The sequence below is a fragment of the Methanocaldococcus sp. FS406-22 genome, from assembly GCF_000025525.1.
In the GTDB taxonomy this organism is placed as follows: Archaea; AGJL01; Methanococci; order Methanococcales; family Methanocaldococcaceae; genus Methanocaldococcus.
This window is the reverse complement of sequence record NC_013887.1, coordinates 1,474,110-1,495,539: the sequence shown is the minus strand read 5'-3', so window position 1 is coordinate 1,495,539 and position 21,430 is coordinate 1,474,110. Positions and strand designations below refer to the sequence as shown.

The window sequence follows — 21,430 nt, the reverse complement described above, 5'->3', positions numbered from 1 at the left end:
ACTGAGGAAAAATATGAACCCATATTCTAAAATGGTGAAAAAATATGGTCAGTGAGATAATAAAATTAATTGAGGAAGGAAAAATAGAAGAAGTCCTTAAAAAGGTTGAAGAAATAAAAGGAGACGCCCAATTAGAAATAATCGCTTTAACTTTAATAGAAAAAGGTTATTGCGATGAAGCTGTGAAAGTTGCAGAGAAGATATCAAGTTTTGGTTTAAGAGATGAGGTTTTGAGAAAGGTTGCTATTGCATACATTGAAAATGGAGAAATAGATAAAGCATTATCATTAGTAGAGAAAATTAAGACAGAAACTGATTTAGAAAAAATAGCTATGAAATTAATCGAAATAAAGAAATACAGAGAAGCATTAAAAGTTGCAGAGAAGATAAAATCCAGAGCAATTAAAGAAGGAATATTAATGGCAATTATCAACGCTTTATTGGTTGAATTAGGAAAATAATCTCTAATTAACTAAATTTTTATTTAATCTTTAAATTATTTTAAAATAAAAAAGAATTAATAGAAGGTTTAGCTAAACCTTAAAGAGATTTTAAATTTTTTCTGCAAATGCAAACTTACTTTTTACAGCTGTTATTTTTACATTTACTGTTTCTCCTTTCTGTGTTTCAGGGACGAAGACAACAAATCCTTCAACTCTTGCTATTCCATCTCCGCCTCTACCCATATCTTCAATTGTAACAGTGTAGGTTTCGCCTTCTTTAACTGGAACATTTCTTCTAACTTCATTATTTCTTACATTTCTTCTTCCTTTATTATTAAACATTTAATTCACCAAATTTCAAAGTAGTATTTAGATATTTCATCGCGTCTTGCTCAACAATAACCTTGTCAAAAGGGGTATAAATACTTATGGATGTGCAAATATTTTTATATTTTTACACAACTATAAATAAAAACAAACTAATCTTATTTTCTTCTATATTTCAGAGACTCTTCCAATAACCTCTCTTTAGCTTTTTTAAATTCTTCTTCATCAACACTCTCCTCAAATCCTAAGTATTTTAAAACAAGCTCAGCGTATTTAAAATATTCATCTTCAACTTTATCATCTCCTAAATAAAGCCCTCTACAATGCCTCAAAAACCATATATCGTAGGTTAATGTCAATCTTCCATTTCTAAGTTGAACTGAATAGGGTCTAAGCCTACATATCAAAGGTCTAACCTTATAAATTTTACATTTTTTGGTTTTTTTATCTAAAAATATGCATTTTCCTCCAACTTCTTTAAGCTCCCCTATATGCCCATTAAAAAACTTAACATATTTCTTTAAAACTTCAGTAAATGGGATTTTTAGGTAGCCAGCTATTTTAGCCAAATCCTTCTTTGTGACTGTTGGGGAATCACAGCAAAATCCGCATTTTATACAGCTGTGAGCTATTCCATTTAAATAGACATCAAACTTTATTTTCTTATTTTTCATGATTTTCCCTCTCCTTACACTTTCCACATAAAACACATGGTTTTATATGTCCAGCTAAAAAATCCAGTGCTTTACTAATCTTTAGGTGAATAGTTTTAGGGAATTTATATATAACATAGCCAAACAATATCCCTGTAATAACATCAACAATCCAATGCATTCCCATAATTAATGTTGAGATTGGTATTAATATCGCCAATGCAAAGTAAATATAGTTTAAGGGTTTTTCATCTTTAAAATGTAGTGCTAATAAAAAAGAATATGCTGTATGCAATGATGGGATTTCATACGTTGGTTTTGTAAATATCCAAAAATAATGCATATTTATTAAATCCTTAGCAACACCTACCTGAAACGGAGATTGAACAACAACAAAGGTATATATTAACCCTGCAAATATCCAACCTAAGGCTAAATCAATTAAAATTATATCGCTCTTTAAAAAGTCCTTCTTTATAAACAGATAATAGGCGATACCTCCGATAATCATAGAAGAGAATCCATATAAATACACAATCCTAAAAAACTCAATAATAATATTTGGTAATGACTGTAAAAATAAATAAAATCCTTTATTGCATAAAGGGAGTTTTAATAACAAATTGGTTGCATCAATCGGCTCTATAATTTGGGAATACCACATTAATCCTCCCCATAAAATATAAGCTATAGGGTATATTGCTAACCTCACTAAAATCCTTTTATCCACAATCTCACCATTTAAATCAATGTATAAGGTGATAATATTAAATTCTTAGAGGCTATGGTGGATTTCTTAGAGAGGAATGTAAAAACCATATTTTCCTATCCTGGAGAGCAGATAATTGAGCTGTATAATGAAATAGAGGGTAGCAGTATAAAAAATATTATGGTTAGGGATGAGAGAGGGGCTGGCTTCATGGCTGATGGCTATGCGAGAATAACTAATTATATAGGGGTTTGTTTAGCAACTGCTGGGCCTGGAAGCACAAATTTAACAACACCTATGGCAACAGCACACAAGGATAACTCATCTGTCTTAGCAATCACTGGTAGATGTGCAAAGAAATATATTGGCAGAAATTATTTTCAAGAGATAAACATGGATTTTTTGAATTTTTACAAAGGATATTTTGTTAATAAAGCTGAAGTAAGCATTATAGCGGAGGCATTTGCTGATTGCCTATTTAATAAAAAACCTATTCAGCTAAATATCCCAGCTGATATGTATAAAGAGGAAGCAAAAGATATAAATACAAATGCATATAAAGATATATATAAAGAGGAGGAAAACATAGAAAATAATATAAAAGAGATAGATGCCAAAAAACCACTATTTTTAATTGGACAAGGAATATTTGGAACTTTAAGTTATAAAGATATGGTAAAAATTTCAAAAATTCTACAAAAGATAAACTGCCCAATAGCCACAACATTCCCAGCGAGAGGAGTTGTTAATGAAAAATTAGATAATTGTATCGGCTTAGTTGGAAGGAGAGGAGATTTAAAATCTTTGTTAGAGGCAGATAAGATAATAAATATTGGCTCATCCCTATCTTACAACACCTATGTAGAGAGTGTTAGGGAAAAGCTTTTAAGTAAAACTGAAAATATACAACTGAAACCAAAAAGCATCAAAGAGTTAAAAGAATTTTTTGAAAATTTAGACATAAAAAATAGTAGCTGGATATATAAAAATAGCAACAAATTTTCACCTTCTGGGGATTATTCAAACAAAATTAATGAAATTATTGAAAATATTCCAGAAGACGCTGTAATAGTTACAGATGCTGGTAAGCATACTGTATTTACCTGTTTATTAAAAACCTGTATTGTTCCAAGAAATATCATTTCCTCACATTCATTTGGAACTATGGGTTTTGGTTTGCCTACATCCATTGGAGTGAAATTTGGAACTATCGATTTCAATATCGATAGGGAAGTTGTGTTAATTAGTGGGGATGGTGGATTTTTGATGAATATTGAGGAACTTCAAGTTGTGGCTGAAAATAACTTAAAAATCTTAATGGTTGTGATGAAAAATAATAATTTAGCTGAGTTTTGTAAAATAAGAAATCCTAACTTCAACAAAATAGCTGATGCATTTGACATAGATAACTGCTACGTTGAAAAAGCTGATGAGATTAGCCCAATAGTTAAGGACTATTTAAAAAAGAATAAGCCGTTATTGATGGTTGTTGAAACAGAAAACGAACCATTACCTAAACCAAATATTTAAAATATTTAAAATTTAAATTTTACGGAGGGATAGTATGGGAGAGGTTTTAAACGAATTATTTGGAATTTTATCAAAAGATTTACATTTCAATGCCACTAAATTAAATTCTGAAACATATCAGCAGAATTGGAAAGTTCCAGAAGGATTTATTTCAATAATAGGAATTGAAAATGCAAAAATGCCTGTATTTTATTATGGAATAACAAATTCATATAAAAAAGAATTTGAAATTAAAAAAGTGATTTCACCAAAAGGGCAAAAGCAGATTTTTGCAAGAATCTATTACATATTTGATAGAAGAGATATCATTGAAAAAGAAAAATATGTTGTTGCCAATGCATTTAACGGACTCTTATTATTAATAAAGTTTGATAAAGCTGAATTTATTGAAAAAGCTATTGAAATGCTCACTAAGGGATATGAGGAAGATAATTTCATTAAAGAAGTTCTTGAGAATATAAAGGAAAGGAATATGTTTGATAATATAGAAGAAACAATTAGGTTTGTTGCCAATAGGGATTACAATTGGTTAATTGGGAGGATAAAATATAACATGGGAATTTTAGAGTATTCGGGACAAGGTTATTATTTAATTCCAATAAAAACAAACATGCAAATAACACCCGGGATAAAAATCAATAATGGCAGAGTTATAATTGATTTAGAAAACTCCCATTTATTTAAAAACTATATAGTGTATGTCGATACCATAAACAATAAAATAATCTACAACAAAGAAAGATTATGCAATAAAAATCCAGCCATATTGGATATAATGTCAAAGATTGATGAAAACACTTGTCCATGGTGTGGGGCTAAGTTGAGAGTTGTTAGAACGAAAAAAGGAGAGTTCTTAGGATGCACAAATTACCCAAATTGCTTATATAGAAGATTTCCAAAGAAAAATTGATTTAATTTATTTTAAATAGTTGCAGATTCTCTCAAACATTATATCTGTTGGGTCTTCTAACTCAATAACTCCAAGTTTTTTACCTAAATTTTCTTCAACATAACCTATTATTTCCTTAACATCATTTGTATGAATCATCCTATTCTTTTCAATTAAATATTTATCAACCCCAAGCAATTCTTGAGGATAACATGATATCGTTGGAATTCCAAGGATTGCGCTCTCTCTATTCATCGTTCCCCCAGCACCAATCATAAAATCGGCGTTATATAATAAAGAGAGTGCGTCTATCGTCTCTTTTGGAACTATGGTATTAAGCTCTCTATATATCTCTTTTTGATGTTCATCTCTCGGGAATGCCACTATATTGCAATCAATTCTTTTTTGAAGTTCTTCAATAATTTTTGGCAGTATATCTTTATGCCCGTTGCAATAGGAAGAGTTTGGGCATGGCCTCATAACTATCGTTGGGTTATCATTATAAATACCTAATTTTTTTAATATCTCATTATCTATTGGATAATAACCCTTTAGCCGTGAATTTACATTTGCCACTTCACAAGTTCCGTCAAAATTTATAAAATTTCTCCCACCAAGATACCTAAGCTTATCTTCATCTGTTGCTATTGGCTTAATAATTTCATCTGCCAATGGTAGAGTTAGTTTATTTTGAGCTTCTGCGTGTTCATTATCTACAACAAATATTACTGGAATATTTAGCCCAAAAGCTACTCTTGGCAATTCAACAGAATGTTTTGCTATAGCCACTTTTGGCTTCATATTTGATATTAGTTCAGCTAAGCCAATAACCCTCTCAGCGTAGAAAATTAACTTATCCTTTAATGTGCTTCCATGTTTTCCTATACATTTTCCAACAAAATTGTAAATTTCTATTAACTTAACTAAATTCCTTGAATCTCTAAAAGTTAATAAATACTCAATCCCTTCCTTTTCAAATTTTTTTATTAGTTGGCAAAAATAATGCACGTGAGGAGCGTTTGTCAAATCAATCCACACATCCAAATCAATCACCCACCAATGATTATCTCAACAAATACACATCTACAAGTTCTCCTTTTTCATAGCCTTCAACGTTCTCTGGGATTAAAATGTAGCCATCACTTTTTATCAATGAGGAGATAACGCCACTTCCAGTTATTCTTATGGGCTCAACCTCTCCATCTACCTTAACTCTAACAAAATCAACTCTACCAAGTTCAGAGGCGATGTTTCTTTTTAAAGGCAATGTAATCTTTTTCCTCTTCATGAAAAATCTCTGAATAAACAGCTCAAATTGAACAGCTGAAGCTACTGGATATCCAGATAGCATAAATACTGGCTTACCATTAATTATCCCAAATCCAAACGGTTTTCCTGGCCTTATATTTACACCATGAACTATAACATTACCCATTTCTTTAACTGTTTCAACAGTTATATCTCTCTCACTTACAGAAGTTCCTCCAGTTATTAATAAAGCATCATTTTCATTTAATGCTGTTTCAATAGCTTCCTTTAATTTCTCTTTATCATCTCTAACAACATCATAAATTTTTGCATTAAACCCAAGATTTCTCACTAAACCATATAGCATGTATGAATTAGAATTTATAATTTTCCCTTCTAATTTGTTAATATCTTCTTTAATATCCCTAATCTCATCCAAGCTAACAAGCTCATCTCCAGTTGTTATAATACCAAAACTTAAATCATAAACTTTAATTTTTTTAATTCCTAAGGATGCAAGCATATTTAGGTGATAGGGATTAATAATTTCCCCTCTCTTTAAAATAACATCCCCTTTTTTAACATCTTCTCCAATCCTTGAGACATTTTCATTTGGATGAACTCCTCTGTAGATTTCAACAAAATCATCAAATTCATTACAAAACTCTTTCATAACAACAGCATCTGCATTTTTTGGTAATTTATCTCCAGTAAATATTTTCTTTGCCTCTCCTGGAAATATCTCATCCCTATCAACAAGATTTAGTATTATTGGGTTTGTTTCAGAAGCTCCAAAAGTGTCTTCAGCTATAACAGCATAGCCATCCATGGCAGCTTTATTAAAATAAGGTAAATCAATTGGAGCTTTAATATCTTCAGCAGATATCTTGTTTAAAGCCTCAATAATATCAACTTCTCTAACTTTTTCATTTTCATTTAGGTATTCGGATAACTGCTCATAAACAATTTTTTCAGCATTTTTTAACGGCATTAATTTTTTTATAAGCTTCATGGTTTCACCAGTGAAAGTCCTATAATAAGACTTTCGTAGGAGTAAATATTTTATTTTGCATATTGACATCCTTTGGATGTCTAAATTCCAAATTTAATATATAAACTGCGAAGTCTTATTTAAGAAACTATATAAAGTTTGGATATAAAAATTAAATTATTAAAAAATAAGTGGGGAGTGGTGATTTAAATGCTATTTCTAAAGGTTAGAGTTTTAGATATTGACTTGGAAAATTTGGTTTTAATTAATTCTGAAGACTTAAAAAATTCACAATACTTTCCTCAAGATAGGGTAGTTGTGGAGTTTAAAGGAAAAGAAGTTATTGGGGTTTTATATTCTTCAACAACATTAATAAATAGGGGGGAAATCGGACTTCCACAGAAATTAGTTAAGGAATTGGGAGTTAAAGAGGGAGATGCTGTAACAATAAAACATGCTGAAAAACCAAAGTCCCTTCCATACATAAGAAAAAAGATGGATGGGAATAAATTAAAAAAAGAGGAAATTTTTGAAATTATAGATGAGATGGTAGATGGAAAGCTAACAAATATTGAGATATCTGCCTTTGTTACCTCACTATATATTAACGGAATGGATATGGATGAGATTGAGGCGATGACTATCAGAATGGCTGAAACTGGGGAAATGGTCAATTGGGAGGGGCATATATTTGATGTGCATTCAATTGGAGGAGTCCCTGGAAATAAATACGCTTTATTAGTAGTGCCAATAGTTGCCTCTGCTGGGTTAAAAATTCCAAAAACATCTTCAAGAGCAATAACTTCAGCGGCAGGAACAGCAGACGTTGTTGAAGTTTTAACAAGAGTGGATTTAACTATTGAAGAGATAAAAAAAGTTGTTAAGGAAACAAACGGTTGTATGGTGTGGGGAGGGGCTTTAGATTTAGCTCCCGCAGATGATATAACAATAAACGTTGAGAGGCCTCTTGGCATAGACCCGGAGCCTTTACTGCTATCAAGTGTTATGGCAAAAAAATTGGCTATGGGAGTTAATAAACTGTTAATTGACATTCCAACAGGATTTGGAGCAAAAGTTAAAACTGTAAAAGAGGCATCAAGCTTAGCAAGAAAGTTTATTGAGTTGAGTGAAAGGTTAAGAATAGTTACTGAATGTGCCATCACCTATGGAGGGCAACCAATTGGAAGAGCTATTGGTCCAGCTTTAGAAGCAAAAGAGGCATTATTAGCTTTGGAAGATTATTCACAAGCGCCTACAAGCTTGGTTGAGAAATCTATTTCATTAGCTGGAATTTTGTTAGAGATGGGGGGAGTAGCTCCAGCTGGAGAAGGCAAAGATTTAGCTGAAGATTTATTGGCAAGGGGAAAAGCTCATGACAAATTTATGGAGATTGTTGTAGCTCAGGGAGGGAAAGAAGTCAGTTCAGAGGAAATTGAAGTTGGAAAATATAGGGCAGATATTCATTCACCAATTGATGGGTATGTTACAAGGATATCAAATGCTGGAATAACAAAAATTGCTAAAGAAGCTGGAGCTCCAAATGACAAAAAAGCTGGTATCTACCTAAACGTAAAAGTAGGTAATAAAGTTGAAAAGGGAGATGTTTTATACACCATATACTCTGACTCTGAGGAGAGGTTAAAATCAGCCATTAAATTAGCAAGAATATTATATCCAATCAAAGTTGAGGGTATGTTACTTCAAAAAATCTCAAGATTCTAACTTAATTTAATTTTCCTATGATTTTTTCTAATTTAGGACATGCCGTTAAAATTAACTCATGCAACTCCGTGTTTTTTGTAGATTCTAAGATTCTGCATATTAACTTCTCATCTTTTATGTGGGATTCAATAATATGTCTTATCATAAGAATTTTAATCCCCACAAATTTTGCTTTGCTGTTAATAATTTTTAAATCTTCAATAATTTTTTCATCGTTTTCCATAATAACCACCAAAATATATAAAAATAATATATATAGTGAAAACAATAAAAAATATTATATCTATAATTTGTAATATTTAGTTAAAAAGTATTTATGAATTTTTTGCACATGCTTCTATATGTATATATGTATGTTCTTTAGCTGTTAAGAATATATAGTGTTTTCAAAACTTATTAAAATTAATAAGGAATATTTAAACCTCTAATTTTAAGAAGCAGTTCATCAGTGTCATCAGTGCCCTAATTACTCTAAAATATTTTTTAAAAACACTATAAAAATAGATAAAATAAAAATAAAATATAAAAATCTATCCAAATTTTAGTTTTCTAATCTTCAGTTTTGTCATTCTCTCTATATATTTCAGTTTTTTGTATTCTCTTCTGTTGATAATTGATATAGCCTTTCCTTTTTTTCCAGCCCTCCCAGTTCTTCCAATTCTATGCATATAAGATTCAGGATTTTGTGGGAGATGATAGTTAATCACACAGTTTAAATCATTAACGTCTATTCCCCTACTCATAACATCAGTGGCAATCAAAATCTTAATTCTTTTTTGTTTAAATAGCCTTATAACTTTCTCTCTTTGAGATTGATTTAAATCACCATGAATTGCCCCAGCTTTAAACCCAATATCTCTTAGCATATTTGCCAATTCTTTTGTGTCTTTCTTAGTTTTACAAAAAACCAGTCCATAAAAGTCTTTATTTTTTAAAATTCTACATAAAACTTCAAATCTCTCATTTTCATTAACTTCTATATAACTCTGCTCAATATTTGCATTTATCTTAGCTTTTATAAAGCTATAGTCTCCCATATACTTTTTAGCCAAATTTAATATCTCCCTTGGCATAGTGGCAGAGAATAATAAAATCCTTTTATCCCTATTACAAGCATTTAAAATTCTTTCAACATCCTCAACAAACCCCATATTGAGCATTTCATCTGCCTCATCCAATATAAAGTATTTAACATTTTTTAGGTTTAAAGTTCCTCTGTTTATGTGGTCTAAAATTCTTCCTGGAGTTCCAACAACTATATTCGCATTTTTTAAAGCTTTAATTTGTGGATAAATGGCTTTTCCTCCATAAATTTTAGCTATCTTTAAATTTTTATTGCCTTTTAATGACTCTATTTCATCAGCCACTTGTATAGCTAATTCCCTTGTTGGAGTTAAGATAATTGCCTCTATTCCATTGTTTTCATTAACGAGCTCAATTAATGGAATTGCAAACGCTGCAGTTTTTCCACTCCCAGTTCTTGCTTGAGCTACAATATTCCCTTTATCATTTAAAAATAACGGAATAACCTTCATCTGTATGTCTGTTGGCTTTTCAAAACCTTTATTCTTAATGGCATTTAGGATATTATCTGACAAATTTAATTCATTAAAATTCATATATTCCACTTCCTAATAAAATTCATTTTTAAAGATGCTAAAAAAGAGATTTTAGCATCCTCAACAACTATGAGTTTATAGTATAAAAAGGTTTGCATGAAACTTTTAGTAAAAGTTGAACAAATCCTACGGATTTGTAGCCAGAAAGCAGGCTTTCTGTTTTATCAAAAACTAATGCCTCTTTGCTAATGCTTAGAGGCGTAAATTAAAATTTGGACATCTCAATAAATATTTTATCGCCCATATTCGAGAAAAACTTTAATCTCATCTTTTTAATTATTTCTGATGAGTTCAAATCTTCTTTTTGAATTTTTAAAACCTCTTCTGGAATATTTCCTTTTTTTATCTGTTTTGTTGATAGGTATTTTCCTATCTTAATTAATTTTTCTTTTAACTTTTCTCTTCTTTTCTCTCTATCATCTATTATTTTATCTTTAGTTAAACTTAATGTTTCATCCCTATAAGGTAGGGCTATAACTGATAAAGCTATAACTCTCTCATCAACCTCATTAATTCTATTTGGTTTAAAATTTGGGTTTTTGTAAGCTAAGGTTATCCCTCTTTTTCTCCCAACACTCTCTTTTTCTGAAATTACAAAACCACAATCAACCAAAGCACTTCTAAAAGGAATTGCTGAAGAGTAAGATATCAAAACTCCATTATCTTCCATTCTTTTATAAATTTCTTTCAAAAAATCGTAAGTATAGAGGGTAGGGTCTCTCTTTGGTGAAAATGCATCGTGAAAAACTACATTGTATTTTTTATCACTCTTTATTATAAATTTTCTCGCATCTCCAACATATAAATTGATATTATCATAATCTGACTTATATTCAATGCCAATTTTGTTTAAAAAATACTCTCTAACCTTATCTTTTATAATCTCATGCTCTTTATATGGGATATCTAAAAATAAAGTTAAAAATAAAGCTTCTTCGCAAATCTCAACCATATCAATCTCTGCATTTTTATTATAATGCAAAGCAGCTATAGCATTGTATCCCATACCACTACATAAATCTAAAATTCTCGGGTTTTTTAAGTTTTCAATTTTTGATGGTTTAGCAAACTTATAAATCGCTTCCTTTAAAGCCCCGACCTTTGAATGCATCATCTCCTCTTCATCTTCTGCCTTTAAAGTGTAAGTTCCATCCTCAGTTTCTACTAAGACATTTTCTTCCTTTAGCCTCTTAATCAAATCTTCTTTAATATCTTCTTCATTCTTTCCATTGTAGATTTTCATATACTTTCTAATAATCTCCAGTGCTTTTTTGTTTGGAAGCATGTTATCCCAAAAATTATAAATATACGAAATTATCATAAAAATGCTATTGGGGAATTTATCCCCCTCTGTTGTTTGAGAATAGTCGCCCTGGTAATATTTCCAGAGGTATGGTAACACCAGGGCGCGAGGTGGAAAAATATATTCCATAAAACCTTCAAAGAAAGTGCTAAAAGCCATAGAATTTCTTCCAAAGTCAAATAAAAAGAAATTGAGAGAGTTCCTCAATATCCTAAAATACAATCCCTTTCCTGATACTTTTGATATAAAGAAATTAAAAGGCAGACATCCTCCCCAATTCAGAGTAAGATTTGGTGATTTTAGATTAAGATATGCGATTGATTTTGAAAGTAAAACCATATACCTAATTGATTTGGAAAGAAGAGAAAAAGTATATAAAAAATAAATTCTATATTTCTATTTTTATTTTTGTTAAAAGAGTTATTCTTCATCATCGTTTAATAATTTAAAGAGTTCTTCTTCAGTTCCCCAAAATTCTGGCTTTTTTAACTCATCATAAAAGCTATTTAACTCCTCTTCAGAATATTTTTTAAATCCTTCATCTTCTGGAATCTCCTCAGGCATAAGTTCCGCTTTTAATTTATGTAATTCAATTTCTATATGTTCTATTTTTTTGATAACTGAGCTCATAATGTTCCCTTAAAAGTTTTAGCTAATTGTATTGCAAAATATCCTTTGATATTACGTTAATGTATAATCCTTATAATGTAGTGTTATACCTAATATTATTTAAACATTATGATTATTTCTTTACCTTAAATTCCAACACAATTCCTTCTCCCAACCTATAAAAGTTTTTTAATTCTAATTTAACACACTCATCAACTGTTTTAAACCCTTCTCCATCTACATATGTAGGGGTATCTTTCCCACCAAATATTTTTGGAGCTATATAAACAGAGACTTCATCAACTAAACCCTCTTTAAACATCCCCCAATTTAAAGTTCCTCCTCCTTCCAATAAGATGCTTTTTATTCCCTTATCATATAAAATCTCCATCAATTTTTTTAAATCTACCTTTCCTCTACCACATTTAACAACCTCTATGCCCATATCCTCTAAGATTTTTATTTTCTTTTCTTTCTCTTCATCACCATCTTCTGTTGTTGCGATAATGGTTTTAGCATCTTTATTTAAAACTCTTGCATTTAGTGGAACTCTTAGCTTACTATCAACAACTATTCTAACAGGATTTCTATCACTTTTAATCTTATGGACTGTTAATCTTGGGTTGTCCTTTAAAACAGTCCCAATACCAACCATAATTCCATCAACATTTGCCCTAATTTTATGAACCCTTATTAAATCCTCTTCACATGAAATTCTTGAGTCGTTATTTATAGTTGCTAACTTCCCATCTAAGGTCATGCCTACGTTAGATATAACATATGGCTTTTTTTCCATTGATATCACCAATTTTACCAATTTTCAATGTTTAGTTAAATAAAACTTAAGTTTTATATAATTGAACATAGCTAAATATATAATGGTAAGAATACGCATTTACATTAAACAATCTAAGAATTTACTGTTACTATAAAAATTTACTGTGTGGGGAGGTTCATGAGTAAATCTAAAAATGGAAACGATATGAATAATCTAATAAATCAGGAAAATAATAATGAACTAATGTCTAAGGCATTGAACAAAATTGATGAATCTATAGAAGTATTGGAGGATATATTAAAAGTACCTCCAGACCATCCTATTACTAATTTTCTAAAAGGGCTTTTACTGAGTATAACTGGTGACTTTGAAAACGCATTGAAATTATTAGATGAAGCATTAGAGTCAAATCCCAATAATGCTATTGTGAAATATTTGAAAGCTCATGTTTATGAACATCTAAATGTGATAGATAAGAGTTTAAAAGAATATGATGAAATTTTAAAGATTAACCCATTTTTAGTCCCAGCATGGCTTAGAAAGGCGGAAATTCTTAGAAAGCTTGGGAGATATGAAGATGCATTAGAATGTTACAACAAAGTGTTAGAAATTACTCCAAATATTACAGCTTTTTACGGTAAAGCTTTAGTTTTACATAAATTGGGAGAACTTGAAGAGGCATTAAACTGTTTAAATAAAGCTCTGGAAATAAAACCTGACTTTCTATTGGCCCTTATAAAGAAAGCCCAGATACTAATTTCATTAAATAAGCTTTCAGAAGCGATAATAACATTAAAAAGAGCCTCGGAAATTAGACCTGATGACGTAGGGGTTTTATTTAACCTAGGCCTTGTTCATTTAAGATTAAAGGAGTTTAAAGAGGCAATTGACGCATTTGATAAAGTTTTAGAGAGAAATCCATTTCATTTGGGAGCCCGACTTGGTAAAGCTATAGCATATGAAAAACTAGGAGAGTTAGATAAAGCATTGAAGATATATGACGAGATATTCTCCTATTATTCAAATGAATAATTGCTTTATTATAACGGTTTATATATAGAGAAGAAAATACAAAGTTATTACAGTTGCAGAGAGTATTGATAAAACCGCTCCAACTTTCATCATCTCTTCTTTTTTGACACCTTCACCATATACAATAGCATTAGGTGGTGTTCCAACAGGTAAAATAAAAGAACATGATGCTGATATACCAATTGCCAATATTAAAATCTCTTTTGGAATTCCCAAAGATGCTCCAAATAGGATTGGGGCTAATATTCCAGTCAATCCCGTGTTGCTTATAAAATTAGTTAGAATTATTGTTATTGTAATTACTGCAAATAAAACCGCAATTGGGCTTAAATTACCTAATATAGCTATAAGTTTTTCAGATAAAAATGTGTTAGCTCCACTTTTAACAATAACTCCTCCTAAACATAAAGCTCCGCCAAATAAAATCAAAGTTCCCCAATCTATTTTCTTAAAATCATCAACTTTAACTAAATTAAATACAAACAATAAAATTATGGCAAATATAGCAATAACTGAATCAAAATATTGGACATTAAAAATTTCACTTAAATAATCACTAATTATCCAGAGTAAAGCTATCAATAAAAATATAGCTAATAATTTATAAGCATCTGTGCTTAGCTCTACTCTTGCTTGAATAGCAATATCTTCTTTTGGAATCCAGTTTTTGAAATAAATATATAATGTTAAAGTAGAGATTAAAAATAACAATAAGCTTATTGGAAATCCAGCTTTAAACCAGCTAAAAAATCCATAATCTAAATAACTACTTGCTATGGCATTTGGTGGGGAGCCAATAATTGTTGCTATCCCACCTATAGAGGCAGAGTAAGCAATTCCTAACAATAAAAAATCCCTCAACTTATCAGTTTTTTTATGTAATAGGCCAAGAGCTATAGGTAATAAAATTAACGTGGCAGATGTGTTACTAATCCACATAGACAAAAAATATGCTGATAAAAACATTAAAAAGCAAGTAGTTTTAAAATCCTTTCCATAATTTAACAGCTTATAGGCAATAAATTTATCTAAATTATGATTTTTTAATGCTTGTGCAAGCATAAATCCTCCTAAGAATAAAAATATTATTGGATGGGCAAAGTATGTTAAAGCCTCTTTTAAATTAAAAATTCCTAAAAACACTGCCATGATTGGTATTGCTAAGGATGTAACTGGAAGAGGCAGTAATTCAAAAAACCACAAACATCCAACAACTATCAATATAACAATACCTTTGTAGATGTCTGGTAAAGTTGAGCTAAAAATAAGAGAAGCTATAATCATCCCCAAACCTATAAATTCTTTGGATAATCTCATTATCCCTCCCCCACCAGATTTATTTCTTTACTTTATAACTTAGGTATGTTAATAGTTAAGTTTTTATATCTCTTGTATGTTTATTCATTATTCATAGACTCGCATGGCCTGACCCGTGTCTCTTTTACAAAACAAAACTTAAAGTAAAAAATTATAGAATTTATGGAGTATTTGGAATAAATTAACCAAAAGACATGAAATAACAAAATAATAAGAAAGAAATCCAGTTGAAAAACATTAAAAACAATTATTACAGGTGTTAATATGAGTGTATGGCAAGGAAAAAGTAGAAGAAAGCCAACAGGTGGATTATATAGATTAGCAAGAAAAAAGAGAAAATATGAAATGGGTAGAGAACCTATAGAAACACACGTAGCAGAAGAGGCATTTAGAATAAAAAAGGTTAGAACAAGAGGAGGAAACTTAAAGGTTAAGGTTGTTAGAACAGGATTCGCTAACGTATTAGACCCAGAAACAGGAGTTTGTAAGAAGGTTAAGATAATAACAGTTAGAGAAAACAAGGCAAACATCCACTATGTCAGAAGAAACGTTATAACAAAAGGAGCAATTATTGAAACAGAGATTGGATTGGCAAAAGTTACATCAAGACCAGGACAGGATGGAACAGTTAATGCAGTGTTAATTAAAGAATAAACTTTTCAATAATAATCTTTAATTTTTTATACCTCATATAATTTGTGTATTTAAATTTACAGTTACAAGATTATAGCTATTTTCAAATAAAATGATTTAAAAATAAAAAATATAGAAGAGTTTTATAACCACCATAATAATTGGTGAAACTTTGAAAATTAACATGAAACTTAGCAGATACTTAGCCATCTCAAGAGATTTGGCTCCAGCAAAGTTTATGATAGCCAAGTGTATAGAAGTTGAAGAATTCAATGGATTAGAACTAAATGAGTTATGGGAAATCCATAACAAGATTTTGAAAAAAGTAGATTTTGATGATTTTGATTTTAATAACTTGGAGTTTGTGAAACCAAATCTATTGGACTTAAAAGTAGAGATTGCCAAGAGAATATTTAGAAATTGCCATTTTTGTGAGCATAGATGCTATGCAAATAGAGAGTTTGAGAGAGGGTTTTGCAGGATAAAAGAAAGCTATTATTCAACAGAATTTTTGCATCTTGGGGAGGAGAGAGTTTTAGTTCCATCACATACAATTTTCTTCTGTGGATGTAATTTTAAATGTGTTTTCTGCCAAAATTGGGATATATCTCAAGTTTATTTTGATACGACAATTCCTAACCACTGTATTCCATATAATCCGAAAGAAATGGCTAAAATTATTAAACATAAGAGAGATTATTCAAAAAACGTCAATTTTGTTGGTGGAGACCCAACACCACATTTATTGAGTATTTTAAAAACTCTAAACTATTTGGATAAAAACATCCCAGTAGTTTGGAATTCAAATATGTATCTAACTGTTAAAGGAATGTATTTGTTAAAAGGAGTTGTCGATGTATATTTAACTGACTTTAAGTTTGGAAATAATGAATGTGGGGAGAGATTATCAAAAGTTAAAAACTATTTTGATATAGTTGGAAGAAATCACTTGCTTATAAAAGATGAGGAAGTTATAATAAGGCATTTAGTAATGCCAAACCACTTAGATTGTTGCACAGAGAGAATATTTGACTTCATCTCAAAAAATTTAGATAACGCTGTAGTTAATGTTATGTTTCAATATCGCCCAGAATATAAAGCTAAGGAATATCCTGATATAAACAGAAGATTAACTTATGATGAGATAGAGAAGGCATTAGAATTAGCAGAGGAATATAAGTTAGATTTAATTTATGATTAAATATTTTAATTATTCATTTTTCAACTTTTCCCTCTTAATCATTTTAAATTTCTTCCCTCCACATTCACAAACTAAATCCTCAACTTTTTTAACCTCTTCTCCAACTTTATGAACCTTTCCACATTTTAGGCATTTATAATATCTTATAACTGGCTTAACTAAACCAGTATATATCTTCTCAGTGTCTCCAATATTTATCTTCAAATTTTTCCCAACTAATCTCGCTATAAATGTTGTGTTTGCAATTATCTCACTACCTTCATAATAATTAAAGTTTGGAATCAACTCTGAAATAACAAAACCCATATCAGTAATTGCTTTTTGAATAGAGAGCCATTCATCTATTGGTTTGTGAGAATAGGAAAGATAAGCTATCCCTTCTTTTCCTAACGCTTCTATACCTCTTGATAAAAATAACTTTAAACCATTAACAGTATATGGCGGGTCTGTTGAGACCACATCAAACCTCTCTTTTAAATCTTTTGGTAGTGGATTTCTTAAATCATGCTTGATAGTTTTAATCTTAACATTTTCTTTTTGTGAAAATTTTTCTATAAGTTTTAAAATCCTCTCATCTATATCTACAACTACTATCTCTTCAGCCATATTTGTTAGAGCTGTTGGTAAAGAAGTTAGGTCATCATCTCCAACAAATAAAATTCTCTTACCTTCTAAATCTCCTCTTTCATACATTAAAGCAGCCCTATAAGTGGATGTTTCTGGTGTTGCAAAGGATTGGTCTATTGTTGTATCTACCAATGGTCTTTTTTTAGCCCAAACTCTAACCTTATTTAAAATATCTTCAAAAAATTCATCTAAAACTATTCCTCTACCATTACAAGTTTTGCAGGTAAGAGATTTTTTATACTTCAATTTTAAAATGTTTTCAGCAAATTCTTTACCTAAATCTGTTAGCTCAGCTCCTCTTTCAGTTCTCTTTAATATTTTTTCTCTCTCTAAGATAGTTCTAACCTTGGCAATTATCGGTAATGGTAATCTTGTCTTTTGACCAATCTTTTTTGTTGATATTGGCTGATGTCTATAAATAACTCTAATTATATCCTCTACAGCCCTCTTTCCCTCAGCAATATCAGCTTTTTTAGCAACACTATCTAAAAGTATTGAGAACTTTGCCTTTTCATCAATTTCTACTTTACCTTTTCCAATTTTTCCAATGATTTTCATTATTTCACCAAAAATAAGGAAAATTAATAAAGATTAACACACTCTTGGTATTGGGTCTCCAATCGGCATATCTACGATTCTCCTACCAACGATCGTCTCCATAATGACTCCTTTATGTTCTTTTGTAGCATAGCCAATAATCTCAGCATTCTTTCCTAATGGATGCTCTCTCAAAATCTCTAAGCATCTTTCGGCATCTTCCTTTTTAACAGCCATAACTACCTTTCCTTCATTTGCTATAGTTAAAGGGTCTAATCCAAGAATATCACAAATTGACTGAACTTCATCACTTATTGGAATTTTATCTTCAAAAATAGTTATTCCCACATTGCTCTTTTCAGCCATCTCATTTAATGCATCTGCCAAACCTCCTCTTGTAGGGTCTTTCATGGCATTTATTTGAATGCCTTCTTCTAAAACCCTCTCAATTAATTTATTTATTGGAGCTACATCTGATTTTATATTTGTTTCAAAATCAAATCCTTCCCTTGATAATAAAATTGCTAATCCATGTTCTCCTATATTTCCAGAAACTATTATTGCATCTCCTTCTTGAACATTACAATCCCTTATTGCCTTTCCTCTATCAACAATCCCTATTCCAGCTGTTGAAATGATAATATCATCAACACCATCAGATACCTTTGTATCTCCTGTTATTATTGCTACTTCTGCCTCTTTAGAAGTTTCGTTTATTGATTTAACTATTTTCTCTAAATCTTCCAAGCTGAAACCTTCTGGAATTATTAAAGACAGAGATAGAGCCAACGGTTTAGCTCCCATAACCGCCAAATCATTTACAGTTCCACTAACTGCTAATCTACCTATATCTCCACCTGGGAAGAATATCGGCTTAACTGTATGTCCATCAACAGTAAAAACAATCTCTTTATCTCCTATTGGAATGGTTGCTGAATCATCTAAGCTTTCTAAACCAATTCCCCCATTAACTGCTGTTAGTTCTAAATTTTTTAAAATTACATCTTTTATAAGCTCCTGCATTACCTTTCCTCCAGCTCCATGCATTCTTGTGATTTTCATAATCTCTACCCATTTTTATTGAATACTTAAATGTTTTAATATATAATTTATAGTCCTCTACTGAATCTAAGTTTAATCAAATGAATAAAAATAAAAATAAAGCAAGAAAATAAAAGATAGATAACCAAATTTAATCTCCTCTATATTGCATCTTCTCTGCCTCACTTATTTGGGTTATATCTATCCCTTTCATTGCCTCTCCTAAATTCTTGCTGACTTCAGCAACAACATCTGGCTTATCATAATTATAGGTAGCTTCAACAATTGCTCTCGCTCTTTCTAATGGATTCTCTGATTTAAAGATTCCAGAACCAACAAACACTCCATCAGAACCAAGTTGCATCATTAAAGCTGCATCTGCTGGAGTTGCAACCCCTCCAGCTGCAAAATTAACTACTGGCAATCTTCCTAATTTTTTAACCTCTAATAAAACTTTATACAATCCATCAACAATCTCAGCCAATGTAAAGCCCTCATAGATTGGTTCATTTTCTAAAACAGTTGCTGGCAATCCCATTCCTTCTCTAACAGTTTTAGCTAACTCTGCATATCTGTTTGCATAGAATTTAGCTACACCATAAATCTCTTCATCAGTCATTCTCTGCAATTGAGCTATAGCTTCGTTCATCAATCTCATATGTCTGACAGCCTCAACTATATTTCCAGTTCCTGCCTCTCCTTTAGTTCTAATCATAGCCGCTCCTTCCCAGATTCTTCTAACTGCCTCTCCTAAGTTTCTTGCCCCACAGACAAATGGAACTTTAAACTTCTTCTTATATATGTGGAAGAATGGGTCTGCTTGGGTTAAAACTTCACTCTCATCAATCATATCTACTCCAATAGCCTCTAAAACCTCTGCCTCTTTTGTATGTCCAATTCTACATTTAGCCATAACTGGAATTGAGACAGCATCCATTATCTCCTCAATTAAAGCTGGGTCTGACATTCTCGCAACTCCACCAGCTGCCCTAATATCTGCTGGAACTCTCTCCAAAGCCATAACTGCAACAGCTCCTGCTTCTTCGGCTATTTGTGCTTGTTCAACATTAGTAACATCCATTACAACTCCATGCTTAACCATCTTAGCAAATCCTTTCTTTAATAAGTCAGTTCCCTTTTTCATAACTATCCCTCCATAAATTATAAGTTATTTAATAAAAGTTTGCTATGAAGTTATAATCTTCAACTATATATTTTTAATTTAGTGGTAGTATATTAGCACAAATATTGCTATAAATAATGTAACCCATAATAAAATTGCATATAAGGTATATCTCTTTGCCTCCTCTTTTTTCCACCATCTATATGGGGAAATTCCATAAGACGAGAATATAACAACTGCAGATAAATTTATTGCTATCATATTTATTAAAAATAAAATTAACGCTGAAAAACTCTGCTCAACATATCCAGCCCCTATTAACAAACCAAAAACAACTAATGGGGGAAGTAAAGCAATAGCTATCATAACACCAACAGCAATCGATGAAATGTTGGATATTGTTGATAAACTTCCAGCAATTCCTGCTGATAAAGCTATAATAATACTCCAAAAATCTAAGGTAATTCTCGAATGTATCTGTGGATTATCTAAAGATACAGGCAGATAATGCCCAGCAATCATTGATAGAATTATAACAAAAATCAACTCAATTATTAGAGTCTTTATACTCTTCAATGCCAATTTGTAATCTGCTACTGTAATTGATAATGATAAGGCTATATTCGGCCCTAATAAAGGAGCTATAATCATTGAAGCAATCAATAAAGCAACATCATCTTTATAAATTCCTGCTATGGCAACAATCGTTGATAATATAAGCATTAGCATATTTTCTTTACTTAGATTTGCAATATCTGAAGCTATGTTGTATAACTCCTCTCTAATCAATCTCTCTGGTTTTTCTTTCTCTTCTTCCTCTTCAATTGGTGGGTATGTCATTGTTGGCTCAAATACAACAACCCTATAGTTTGCTCCACCATACCTCTCTTTAAGTTTATCAACAATCTTCTCACTATCTTTTAACGTTGTTAAGATTTGTATAGTTGAAATTGCTCCATCAGTTACAACATTAGCCCAAATAACCCCCTCCCATTGTTTTATTTCATCAATTCCCATAAACAAATGCTTAGGTATGTGGCATTCAATAAATCTAAGCTTCATAATCCCAACATAAAAAATTATTTGAAAATATTTAAA

At 30.9% G+C, this 21,430-nt stretch carries 22 protein-coding genes; 7 read left to right on the top strand and 15 right to left on the bottom strand.

The genetic code is table 11. From position 1 onward, the window contains the following. The first annotated feature begins 44 nt into the window (after nt 1-44). Nucleotides 45-461: a hypothetical protein gene (locus MFS40622_RS07675; RefSeq protein WP_012981101.1), complete on the top strand. Its 417-nt coding sequence runs from the start codon at nt 45-47 to the stop codon at nt 459-461. Nucleotides 462-551: 90 nt separating this feature from the next. Here the strand turns inward: MFS40622_RS07675 and MFS40622_RS07670 are convergent, their stop codons facing one another. From MFS40622_RS07670 to MFS40622_RS07660, 3 genes are all read right to left on the bottom strand, one after another. After that, nucleotides 552-785, bottom strand: coding sequence for a TRAM domain-containing protein (locus tag MFS40622_RS07670; RefSeq protein ID WP_010870165.1), 234 nt, complete (start codon nt 783-785; stop codon nt 552-554). Between the two features lie 143 nt (nt 786-928). Beyond that, entirely contained in the window at nt 929-1,444 is a 516-nt protein-coding gene (locus tag MFS40622_RS07665; RefSeq protein ID WP_012981100.1) for a YkgJ family cysteine cluster protein, read from the bottom strand. After that, nucleotides 1,434-2,153, bottom strand: a complete 720-nt coding sequence (locus MFS40622_RS07660) for a phosphatase PAP2 family protein (RefSeq protein ID WP_012981099.1) — start codon at nt 2,151-2,153, stop codon at nt 1,434-1,436. The genes MFS40622_RS07665 and MFS40622_RS07660 overlap by 11 nt, the downstream gene beginning before the upstream one ends. Before the next feature lie 54 nt (nt 2,154-2,207). Here MFS40622_RS07660 and MFS40622_RS07655 point away from each other — a divergent pair, with 54 nt between their 5' ends. Next, entirely contained in the window at nt 2,208-3,662 is a 1,455-nt protein-coding gene (locus MFS40622_RS07655) for a thiamine pyrophosphate-binding protein (RefSeq protein WP_198003836.1), read from the top strand. A gap of 34 nt (nt 3,663-3,696) precedes the next feature. Beyond that, entirely contained in the window at nt 3,697-4,572 is an 876-nt protein-coding gene (locus tag MFS40622_RS07650) for a topoisomerase DNA-binding C4 zinc finger domain-containing protein (protein WP_012981097.1), read from the top strand. Nucleotides 4,573-4,578: 6 nt separating this feature from the next. Here MFS40622_RS07650 and MFS40622_RS07645 read toward each other — a convergent pair whose 3' ends face one another. Both MFS40622_RS07645 and MFS40622_RS07640 read right to left on the bottom strand, forming a co-directional pair. Beyond that, the gene (locus tag MFS40622_RS07645; protein ID WP_012981096.1) at nt 4,579-5,595 is read right to left on the bottom strand and encodes a DUF354 domain-containing protein; all 1,017 of its coding nucleotides are present in this window, start codon (nt 5,593-5,595) and stop codon (nt 4,579-4,581) included. 19 nt (nt 5,596-5,614) lie between these two features. Then, nucleotides 5,615-6,811 (bottom strand): molybdopterin molybdotransferase MoeA, encoded by a 1,197-nt coding sequence (locus MFS40622_RS07640; RefSeq protein ID WP_012981095.1) that lies wholly within the window; start codon nt 6,809-6,811, stop codon nt 5,615-5,617. A gap of 189 nt (nt 6,812-7,000) precedes the next feature. Between MFS40622_RS07640 and MFS40622_RS07635 the strand changes: the two genes are divergently transcribed. After that, a complete protein-coding gene (locus MFS40622_RS07635) occupies nt 7,001-8,512 on the top strand; it encodes an AMP phosphorylase (RefSeq protein WP_012981094.1) in 1,512 nt (503 codons plus the stop codon). A 1-nt stretch (nt 8,513) separates the two neighbouring features. On the opposite strand, the gene MFS40622_RS07630 is transcribed toward MFS40622_RS07635, so the two are convergent. The 5 genes from MFS40622_RS07630 to MFS40622_RS07605 form a co-directional block, all read right to left on the bottom strand. Continuing rightward, nucleotides 8,514-8,735, bottom strand: coding sequence for a hypothetical protein (locus tag MFS40622_RS07630; RefSeq protein ID WP_012981093.1), 222 nt, complete (start codon nt 8,733-8,735; stop codon nt 8,514-8,516). Nucleotides 8,736-9,042: 307 nt separating this feature from the next. Continuing rightward, nucleotides 9,043-10,131 (bottom strand): DEAD/DEAH box helicase, encoded by a 1,089-nt coding sequence (locus MFS40622_RS07625; protein WP_012981092.1) that lies wholly within the window; start codon nt 10,129-10,131, stop codon nt 9,043-9,045. Between the two features lie 205 nt (nt 10,132-10,336). Then, the gene (locus MFS40622_RS07620) at nt 10,337-11,416 is read right to left on the bottom strand and encodes a tRNA (5-methylaminomethyl-2-thiouridine)(34)-methyltransferase MnmD (RefSeq protein ID WP_012981091.1); all 1,080 of its coding nucleotides are present in this window, start codon (nt 11,414-11,416) and stop codon (nt 10,337-10,339) included. 438 nt (nt 11,417-11,854) lie between these two features. Then, nucleotides 11,855-12,064 carry a hypothetical protein gene (locus MFS40622_RS07610; RefSeq protein ID WP_012981089.1) on the bottom strand — a complete coding sequence of 70 codons (210 nt, stop codon included), beginning with the start codon at nt 12,062-12,064 and terminating at the stop codon, nt 11,855-11,857. Between the two features lie 112 nt (nt 12,065-12,176). Further along, the gene (locus MFS40622_RS07605; RefSeq protein WP_012981088.1) at nt 12,177-12,839 is read right to left on the bottom strand and encodes a 2,5-diamino-6-(ribosylamino)-4(3H)-pyrimidinone 5'-phosphate reductase; all 663 of its coding nucleotides are present in this window, start codon (nt 12,837-12,839) and stop codon (nt 12,177-12,179) included. Between the two features lie 159 nt (nt 12,840-12,998). Here MFS40622_RS07605 and MFS40622_RS07600 point away from each other — a divergent pair, with 159 nt between their 5' ends. Further along, on the top strand, nt 12,999-13,853 hold the full coding sequence (locus MFS40622_RS07600) for a lipopolysaccharide assembly protein LapB (RefSeq protein ID WP_012981087.1): 855 nt from the start codon (nt 12,999-13,001) through the stop codon (nt 13,851-13,853). An 18-nt stretch (nt 13,854-13,871) separates the two neighbouring features. Here MFS40622_RS07600 and MFS40622_RS07595 read toward each other — a convergent pair whose 3' ends face one another. Continuing rightward, nucleotides 13,872-15,170, bottom strand: a complete 1,299-nt coding sequence (locus MFS40622_RS07595) for a DASS family sodium-coupled anion symporter (protein ID WP_012981086.1) — start codon at nt 15,168-15,170, stop codon at nt 13,872-13,874. A 264-nt stretch (nt 15,171-15,434) separates the two neighbouring features. On the opposite strand from MFS40622_RS07595, the gene MFS40622_RS07590 reads away from it, so the two are divergent. Continuing rightward, nucleotides 15,435-15,824, top strand: coding sequence for a 30S ribosomal protein S8e (locus MFS40622_RS07590; protein WP_012981085.1), 390 nt, complete (start codon nt 15,435-15,437; stop codon nt 15,822-15,824). Nucleotides 15,825-15,987: 163 nt separating this feature from the next. Continuing rightward, on the top strand, nt 15,988-17,004 hold the full coding sequence (locus tag MFS40622_RS07585) for a radical SAM protein (protein WP_012981084.1): 1,017 nt from the start codon (nt 15,988-15,990) through the stop codon (nt 17,002-17,004). A 9-nt stretch (nt 17,005-17,013) separates the two neighbouring features. Here MFS40622_RS07585 and MFS40622_RS07580 read toward each other — a convergent pair whose 3' ends face one another. From MFS40622_RS07580 to MFS40622_RS07565, 4 genes are all read right to left on the bottom strand, one after another. Continuing rightward, nucleotides 17,014-18,189, bottom strand: coding sequence for a bis-aminopropyl spermidine synthase family protein (locus MFS40622_RS07580; RefSeq protein ID WP_012981083.1), 1,176 nt, complete (start codon nt 18,187-18,189; stop codon nt 17,014-17,016). Between the two features lie 33 nt (nt 18,190-18,222). Next, a complete protein-coding gene (gene hypE, locus MFS40622_RS07575; protein WP_012981082.1) occupies nt 18,223-19,230 on the bottom strand; it encodes a hydrogenase expression/formation protein HypE in 1,008 nt (335 codons plus the stop codon). A 130-nt stretch (nt 19,231-19,360) separates the two neighbouring features. Next, nucleotides 19,361-20,353: a pyridoxal 5'-phosphate synthase lyase subunit PdxS gene (gene pdxS / locus MFS40622_RS07570; protein WP_012981081.1), complete on the bottom strand. Its 993-nt coding sequence runs from the start codon at nt 20,351-20,353 to the stop codon at nt 19,361-19,363. A gap of 78 nt (nt 20,354-20,431) precedes the next feature. Further along, complete coding sequence (locus tag MFS40622_RS07565; protein WP_012981080.1) at nt 20,432-21,394, bottom strand: TIGR00341 family protein; 963 nt, start codon at nt 21,392-21,394, stop codon at nt 20,432-20,434. Between the last annotated feature and the right edge of the window lie 36 nt (nt 21,395-21,430).